Source organism: Enhygromyxa salina, assembly GCF_000737335.2.
GTDB lineage: Bacteria > Myxococcota_A > Polyangia > Nannocystales > Nannocystaceae > Plesiocystis > Plesiocystis salina_C.
The window spans coordinates 19,868-27,271 of sequence record NZ_JMCC02000086.1; the positions used below are offsets into that span (position 1 = coordinate 19,868).

Here is a 7,404-nt window from a genome sequence, read left to right on the forward strand (position 1 = left end):
CCGACAAGCCCAAAGTCGCCCCCCAAGCCGGGCTTTTCTGGCACACTGGCCGCAGTCGAACGGACAACGCATGGGCGAGTGCGTCTTCAAATGGTTCAAAGACGGGGATCTGATGGTCGCCGTAAATACGGCAGGCAACATCAGTGATGAGGTCTGGGACGGCTTCATCGCGGAGCTCAGCGCCGAAGACTTCAGCCATTACATCGGCTGCAGCCTCGGAATTCTCGAGGTCTCCGCCGCCCAGCGCAAGCAGGCTGCCCTCGCGCTGCGCAGCAACAAGGTCTCCGTTGCAATCGTCACCGACGACGTGCTCGTCCGGGGTGTCGTCACGGCCGTCTCGTGGCTTGGTGCCAACGTCAAGTCGTTCGCGTGGAAAGACTTCGATCGGGCGCTCGAGCGGCACGGGATCGAAGATCGCAAGCAAACAACGATGCCGCAGATCGAGCGCCTGTGCACAGAGGCGATCGCCGAAGCCGAGGCCCGCAAGCGCAAGCGCCGAGAGCTGCTTCAGCGCTGACCGCCGCGGATGCGTCGCCACAGCTTGCTCGGTAGCGCCCACAGCAGGGCTGCGCCGGGGTACGCGAGCGCGCGCAAGATCGCGACGTAGGTGAAGAAGCCAATCGGGATCACCACGGCGAGCCCGGCCACGCGCAGGGACCAGCCAAACCCGGCCTGGCCGATGACCTGCTCGACCCCGTACCAGGCCACGAACACCACGCCGCCAAGCACCGCGTTGGCTACCAGCAGCGCGGCGAGCTGGCGCAGGTCCACGCCCGGCAGCGCCCCCACGGCGCGGCGAAAGCCCAGGCGCAACACCGTGATGTTGACCAACGCACCGATCGTGGTGCCAAGCGCGAGACCTGGGGCACCGTAGGTCTCGTAGGTCGCCGCGTTGAACCCAATCGTGACGGCGACCGCAGCGAACGAGGCGAGCAGCGGGAGCCGGGGTCGGTCGAGCCCGTAGAACACTGGCGCGAGCACCTTGACCAGCCCGTAGGGCAGCAGCCCCAGCACGTAGGCGCTGAGCACCATCGCGGTCGCCGTTGCCTCGGCGTCGCTGAACGAGAAATACAGCACGCGCACGACCGGCTCGGCGAGCACCACCAAGCCCACGGTGCTCGCCGTCATCAGCATCCACACGGCGCTCACCCCTTCGCCTGCGCTGGCCGCGAAGGCGCGCATGTCCTGCTTGGCCACGTCCTCGCTCACGCGCGTCGTCGTGACAGTTGCGAGCGCGACCGAGAACACCCCGATCGGCAGGTAGAACACACGAAACGCGTAGCTCAATTGCGCGATCGGGCCGTCGCCCAAATTTGCCGCGAACCGGGTGTTGACGAACACGTTGATGTTCATGGCCGCGAGCCCGATCACCGCGGGGGCCATCAGCCGCACGATCCGGCGGACCCCCGGGTGCGAGGTCAGCCCGCGCAGCCGCGGGATCGGTCGGTAGCCCAGCCGCCACAGCGCCGGGAGCTGCACGGCCGCCTGGACCACACCCGCGCCCAAGGTTGCGGCGCTCCACACCACGATCCCGGTCGCGTCGGCGGGGTCGATCACCAGCAGGGCTGCGCCAGCGAGGATGCTGACGACGTTGAACATCGCGGGCGCCCAGGCCGGCGCCATGTAGTGCTTTTGCGCGTTGAGCATGCCCATCCACACCGCGCTGACGCTGATCACCGTGAGCAAGGGAATCATCAAGCGGGTCAGCAGCGCGGCCAGGCGCAGCTTCTCGGCAGCTGCGGCCGGGCTCAGCTTGCTGCCCTCGAACCCGTCGGCGATCAGCCAGACGACCTGTTCGGCGAACACGAAGCCGAGCACGCTCAAGCTACCCGTCGCCAGCAGCACCCCAGCGAGGACCAAGTTGCCCAGGCGGTAGGCGGCCTCGTGATCGGGCGCGCCATCTTCGGCCTTGCCAACGAGCGCCGCGAGGAAGGTTGGCACGAACGCGCTGGACAGCGCGCCCTCGGCGAACAAGTCGCGCAGCAGGTTGGGGATTCGAAACGCGACCTGATACGCGTCGGCGATCGCCCCTACCCCGAACAGGTGCGCGAACAGGACCTCTCGCACGAGCCCGAGCACACGCGAAGCGGCCACGGCGATCGAGAGCTTGCCGGAAGTTCGGAGAGTTTCGGGCACGGGCGGTTGGCTGGAGTCTGACGACGTCTGGCCCCTGGGCGAAAAATCCCGCGGATTTGTAGGCGCTAGTCCCGAGTCTTCAAGGGGGCTTTCAAGAGCCCCTCGCTTCGGCGGCGGAGCCCCCAGACTACTATTGTGGATCTGGGGCTCGATCTGGGGCTCGATCGGGCCAGCGCCCCCCGAGCGCGCGGGGCCACAGCACCTCGATCAAGGACAGCCCGCGGGCCGGCGCGGTCTGCCCGGCGCGGGTCCGGTCGCCGTCGCGCAGCAGCTCGTCGAGGCGGTCCAGGCCAAACTGCCCGCGGCCAACGGCGACCAGGGTCCCGACCAGGATCCGCACCATGTTCTTCAAGAAGGCGTCACCGCACACGTCGAACTCGATCACCGCGGGCGCGTCGGGGGCTTCGATGCGGCCGCAGTCGTGGGCGAGCGGGTCGAGCTCGGCGAGCGTCTGGACCCGCAGCTCGATCGAGCGCAGCCGCCTGACGGTGGTCTTGGCCTGGCAGTCGCTCGCTCGGAACCCGGCGAAGTCGTGCTCGCCGAGCAATCGCTGGGCGGCCTCGCGCATGGGCTCGAGCTCGAGCGGCCGCGGCAGGTGCCACTCGTAGCGCTCGGTCAGCGGATCTCGCAGCGAGGTCGCGCGGATCCGATAGCGGTAGCGCTTGCCCAGATTGTGAAAGCGAGGGTTGAGCGGCACCGCGTCGGGGCTGTCGGCGTCCCAGGCCGCGAGCGCGACCATGTCCCGAGGCAGCTGGGCGGCGAGCCCGAGCAACAGCCCGCGCGGGGGGATCTCGAAGGGCGGATCAAACGCGACGATCTGACCGCGGGCGTGCACGCCGGCGTCGGTCCGGCTGGCGCCTCGGGTCAGCAATGCTTGCTTGTACAGCCGCGACAGCGCGCGCTCGAGCTCGGCTTGGACGGTTCGCGGCGCGGTGGCCGAGTCCCCGGTGGCGGCCTGCCGCGCGAACCCGTGGAACTCGGTGCCGTCGTAGGCGAGGCGCAAGAGCGTGGCCATTCGCGTGACTCTACCGAACCGGGCGCCGGTCCACGAACGCGTCCGCAAGCGGGTGGAAAGCCCTTGGCCGGGGTCAAAACAGTCGCCGGCGGCAGCGATTCTGCTAGTACGCTGCGGGGTCCGCGAGCAGCGGCCGAGCATCGTGGATTTTCGCAAGACCTACTTCATCCTGCCCAACTTGTTCACGCTGGCCAGCGTGTTCTGCGGGCTCTACAGCATCGTGCTCACCGCCCGGCTTGGCGAAGACGGCGGCACGAGCGACGAAGAGCTGCTCTACAAGGCCGCGCTGGCGATCGTGCTTGGGCTGTTGTTCGACGGCGCCGACGGCCGCATCGCGCGGCTGACCAAGACCCAGTCGGACCTGGGCGTGCAGCTCGACAGCCTCGCCGACGTGATCACCTTTGGGGTCGCGCCGGCGATCTTGGTGTACCGCTGGGGCTTGCTCGAGCTCGGCCGCGTGGGGCTGTTCGTGGCGTTCGTGTTCACCGCCTGCGGGGCGCTGCGCTTGGCTCGCTTCAACGTGCTCGCGATGCGCGAGCAGCAGGCCAAGGCCGCAAACCCGGCCACAAGCGCGACTCCAAACGAGACCGCTGGGGCCCAGTCGGCCGAAGCACCCACCACCGCCGAGACCACCAAGAAGAAGCCCGCGCAGTTCATTGGGCTGCCGATCCCCATCGCCGCCAACATGATCGTCGCGCTGGTGCTGGCCAACCACGCGATCGGGGTGACCAAGGTCAGCAATCACGCCGCGATCGCGGGCTTCGTGCTGGTCTTGAGCTACCTGATGATCAGCCGGGTCCGGTTTCGGTCATTCAAGGATCTCAAGTTCAACAAGCGATCCGTCACGGTCATGGTCTTGGTGCTCGCGATCGCGATCGTGACCTTCCTGCGGGTCAACGGGCCGGCCGTGCTCATCGGCATGCTGAGCTTGTTCGTGGTGTTGGGGCTCGCAGAAGAGGTCGTGTTCTATCGTCGGCGGCGGCGCGAAGAGCTGGCCGAGAAGCGCGCCGACGAGCCCGACGACGACGAGCGCGAGGTCCTCGAAGAGCTCGGCGCCAACGGGTAGGACCGAGCATCATCAATCAGGGCATCGAGCTGGGCGGCGTGCGCGTGCGCGCAGCAAGCCGCCCAACCCAAGCAGCGCGAACACGGCGAGCGACGCGTCGCCTCCGCGCTCGCTCGCGTCCTCGCGCCGGTAGGCCGCGACGAGCTCGAGCTCGGTGATCGAGAGCGCAATCCATGTGGTGATCTGCAACTCGTCGCCCGGCGGGCGGCTACAGACGCACGAGGGCCGTCGCCGCCCGATCCAGCGCGCGGATGTTCGCGTCGAGATCCATCACGACCAGCCCCTCGCTGGTGACGCCCACCAGGTGATCGGCGTCGAGCCAGCGCCACGTGCCTTCGGGCAGCTGCTTGGCTGCGGCCTCGTCCGCGCTCGATCCGAGAACCTGCCCGCCCTTCCACTTGAAGACTGCGCGCGCGCCATCGGGCGCCAGCACTGGACGCTGGATGGCGGCGAAGCCGGCCCGGGGCGACAGCGGCTTGGGCTCGCCGCCAGCGATCGGCGCGACGAGGATCTGGCTGACGCTGGCCTGCAGATCTTCGCCGCTGGAATTCCACGCCATGAAGTCACCCGCGACGTGCATCTGCGCGAACCCGTAGCCCTCGGTGCTGGTGCGCAGCACCTTGGCCGGGCCGGGCTCGATCGAGTACGCGCGCAGCTCATAGTTGGCCTGGCTGACGTGCGCGCTGTCGAGCACGCCCTTCGAGTCTGGCATCCAGCCGTAGTAGCCCTGAATGTGCGCGGCGTGGGTCAGCGCGAGATCGCTGGTTTGCAAGACCGCAAACCCATACTCGAGCCCGGCCGGCATTGGCAGCGGTGACTCTTCTTCATAGCTGGGCTCATCGAGGGCGACGACCAGCGTGGTGCTGTCGGGCGACCACTCCGAAAAGGCCAGCTCCGCCGCGACGATCCACTCATCTTTGCTCGGCGGCATCTTGGTGATCTGGTGGGTCTGCGGGCCCGCGCTCGCAAACTCGGCGATCCACAGATCCGTACCCTGGACGTACGCCAACCACCGACCATCACGCGAGATCGTGGGCGTGGACTCGCCGTGCCCCACCGTGCCGCTGCCGTCATCCTCGCCCGAGACCTCGAGGCCGAGCGCGCGCGCGTTCGTTCCATCGGCCTCGACCCGCCACAGCTGCGATCCGACGTAGTAGACGATCGGGGCCGGAGCCAAAGCCGCCGCTGGCGGAGCGACCGGCTCGGAGTCTTTGGCTGGCTCGGGCGCCTCGGCCGGCTTGGCGTCCTCGGCCGGCTTGGCGGGGGCCTCGGTCTTGTTCGACGGCTTCAGCTCGGGACTTGGGCTCGAGCATGCACCCGCGGACAAGGTCAGGATCGAACAGAGCGCGAGGGTGCGGGTGCGGGCGAGACGGATCATCGCTGCGCAGCATCGGACCGTTGCCGCGAAGGCGCAAGCGCGTCCCAGCCAACGGAGCGCTACGAAGTCCGCACGGGACGCGTGAACAATGACAGCACGGTCACCGCGAGGATCGGCACCAGCGCAGCCAGCAGCGCAACCGAATAGCCGCCGGTCTCGCTTCTCGACAACGCCAGCATTGATGGCCCCAGCGCGCTACCCAGCACCATGCACATCATTTGAGCGCCCGATATCGCGCCGAGGTGCGCGCGTCCAAAGTAGTACGGAAGCGCGACCGTCGACAGGATCACCGAGACCCCACCCGCGACCCCAACCCCACCGATCATCGCCCACTGGGCCACAGGCCCGCCCAGGTTGGCGCTCCCGAGCATGCCAACGGCCTCGGACATCATCATGGCGACCAACAGCCAGCGCATGTCGAAGCGATCCGCGGCGAGGCCCGAGAGCCACACGATCACCATGGTGATCACCGCCATCGGCAAGAACAGCTGCACGACCTCGGCCTCGGCGTAGCCCGCTTCAGCGCCGAGATCCACGATGTGAAACGCGAGCCCGGTCGTCATCAAGGTGTGCAGCGACAGCGCCAGCGTGACCGCCCAAAACGCCAGCGTGCGGATCGCCTGACCACGCGTGACATCATCCCGAGCGGCCGGTTCGTCGGAGGTCTTCAACTTTTGCGGCTCGGTCAGGGGCGCGTCCCCGTCCATGAGCAGGCCACAGCTCTCGGGGTTGTCCCGGTACAGCACCCACACCACGAAGGTCATGCCCACGCCAATCGCCAGCGCCAGCGCCCACCAGGTCTGCCGCCAGCCGATCGCGCGAATGAGCGCGCTAAAGCCGATTGGCGCGATCGCAAATCCAAATCCAACGATCGCCCCGGCGAGCGCGACCACCAACCCACGGCGCCGGGCAAACCACTTGGCGATCATCGTGCGACTGACCATCGTCAGCATGCCCTGCCCCGCCAGCTTCAAGCCAACGAACGCGATCGACAGCAGGCCAAACATGATGGCGACCCGTGGGCCAACCCGCAGGTCCTGCCATTGCCCCAGCGCCTCAGCCAGTGGCGCGGTCGCGGTCAGCATCACCAAGGTCACGCCCAGACCCACGCAGGCGAGCATCGCGGTTGGCCGCGCGCCCCAGCGATCCAACAGCTTGCCGCCATAGGGCAGCAGTAGAGCGCAGCCCACGGTCCCAAGCAGGTAGGTGTTGCTGAGCTGCAGCCGCGTCAGACCGCTGGCCGCGATCAGGTGATCCGTGAACACGGCGAACCCCGTGGTCTGGCCGGGGACGCTAGCGAGGACGCCGAGGATCGCCCCCACGACGATGAGCCAGCCATAGAAAAATGGCAGCCGCCGCGGCGAGATCGGGCGGTCGGGATCGAAGATCAGGCCCAGGCTCGGGGTGGGCGGCGGCTGATCTCGAGACGTGGCGAGTTCTCCGCTCAACGTTGAATCTCGGGCATGGCTGCGGGAGGGTGCCACCCACCGCACGCCAACGCCAGCGGTTGCGGGGCGCGGTCGTGATTGACAGTGGGTCCCACCGCGAGCCCGCTCGCGTCGCGTATAGTTGGCGAGTGCTCCGCTGCTTGTCTTTGTTGCTGCTGACCCTGCCCGCATTGGCGTGCACGGCCCTCAACCCAGCCTTTGATGAGCGCGACAACCTGGTCGAGGACGCGACGAGCGAGGTCGACACTGCGGACGCACCTGGTGACGGCGACGGCGATGACGGCGACGGCGACTCCGACACCGACACAGGTGACACGGAGACTGGCGACGGTGACGGTGACGGTGATCCAGGTCCGTGTGC

8 protein-coding genes are annotated in these 7,404 nt (G+C 67.9%); 3 read left to right on the forward strand and 5 right to left on the reverse strand.

Annotation, left to right across the window (positions count from 1 at the left end):
* The first annotated feature begins 70 nt into the window (after window positions 1–70).
* Window positions 71–517, forward strand: coding sequence for a hypothetical protein (locus DB30_RS28585; protein WP_052554861.1), 447 nt, complete (start codon window positions 71–73; stop codon window positions 515–517).
* Here the strand turns inward: DB30_RS28585 and murJ are convergent.
* Both murJ and DB30_RS28595 read right to left on the reverse strand, forming a co-directional pair.
* Window positions 508–2,136, reverse strand: coding sequence for a murein biosynthesis integral membrane protein MurJ (gene murJ / locus DB30_RS28590; protein WP_276204390.1), 1,629 nt, complete (start codon window positions 2,134–2,136; stop codon window positions 508–510). The two genes, DB30_RS28585 and murJ, sit on opposite strands and share 10 nt — an antisense overlap.
* 130 nt (window positions 2,137–2,266) lie before the next feature.
* Complete coding sequence (locus tag DB30_RS28595) at window positions 2,267–3,151, reverse strand: tRNA pseudouridine synthase A (RefSeq protein WP_052554865.1); 885 nt, start codon at window positions 3,149–3,151, stop codon at window positions 2,267–2,269.
* Between the two features lie 139 nt (window positions 3,152–3,290).
* On the opposite strand from DB30_RS28595, the gene pssA reads away from it, so the two are divergent.
* Window positions 3,291–4,217 carry a CDP-diacylglycerol--serine O-phosphatidyltransferase gene (gene pssA, locus DB30_RS28600; RefSeq protein ID WP_420870681.1) on the forward strand — a complete coding sequence of 309 codons (927 nt, stop codon included), beginning with the start codon at window positions 3,291–3,293 and terminating at the stop codon, window positions 4,215–4,217.
* 12 nt (window positions 4,218–4,229) lie between these two features.
* Here the strand turns inward: pssA and DB30_RS28605 are convergent, their stop codons facing one another.
* From DB30_RS28605 to DB30_RS28615, 3 genes are read right to left on the reverse strand one after another with little or no spacing between them, the layout of a single operon-like run.
* Complete coding sequence (locus DB30_RS28605) at window positions 4,230–4,406, reverse strand: hypothetical protein (RefSeq protein ID WP_153258425.1); 177 nt, start codon at window positions 4,404–4,406, stop codon at window positions 4,230–4,232.
* Between the two features lie 19 nt (window positions 4,407–4,425).
* A complete protein-coding gene (locus DB30_RS28610; protein WP_052554871.1) occupies window positions 4,426–5,595 on the reverse strand; it encodes a DPP IV N-terminal domain-containing protein in 1,170 nt (389 codons plus the stop codon).
* A 59-nt stretch (window positions 5,596–5,654) separates the two neighbouring features.
* Window positions 5,655–7,043, reverse strand: coding sequence for an MFS transporter (locus DB30_RS28615; RefSeq protein ID WP_052554874.1), 1,389 nt, complete (start codon window positions 7,041–7,043; stop codon window positions 5,655–5,657).
* A 128-nt stretch (window positions 7,044–7,171) separates the two neighbouring features.
* Here DB30_RS28615 and DB30_RS28620 point away from each other — a divergent pair.
* Window positions 7,172–7,404 (forward strand): hypothetical protein (locus tag DB30_RS28620; RefSeq protein ID WP_205633088.1); only part of this gene is annotated, 233 nt, incomplete at its 3' end.

Coding starts and splice junctions, on each gene's coding strand:
- DB30_RS28585 (WP_052554861.1), top strand. CDS start 71: ATGGGCGAGTGCGTCTTCAAATGGTTCAAAGACGGGGATCTGATGGTC.
- DB30_RS28595 (WP_052554865.1), bottom strand. CDS start 3,151: ATGGCCACGCTCTTGCGCCTCGCCTACGACGGCACCGAGTTCCACGGG.
- DB30_RS28610 (WP_052554871.1), bottom strand. CDS start 5,595: ATGATCCGTCTCGCCCGCACCCGCACCCTCGCGCTCTGTTCGATCCTG.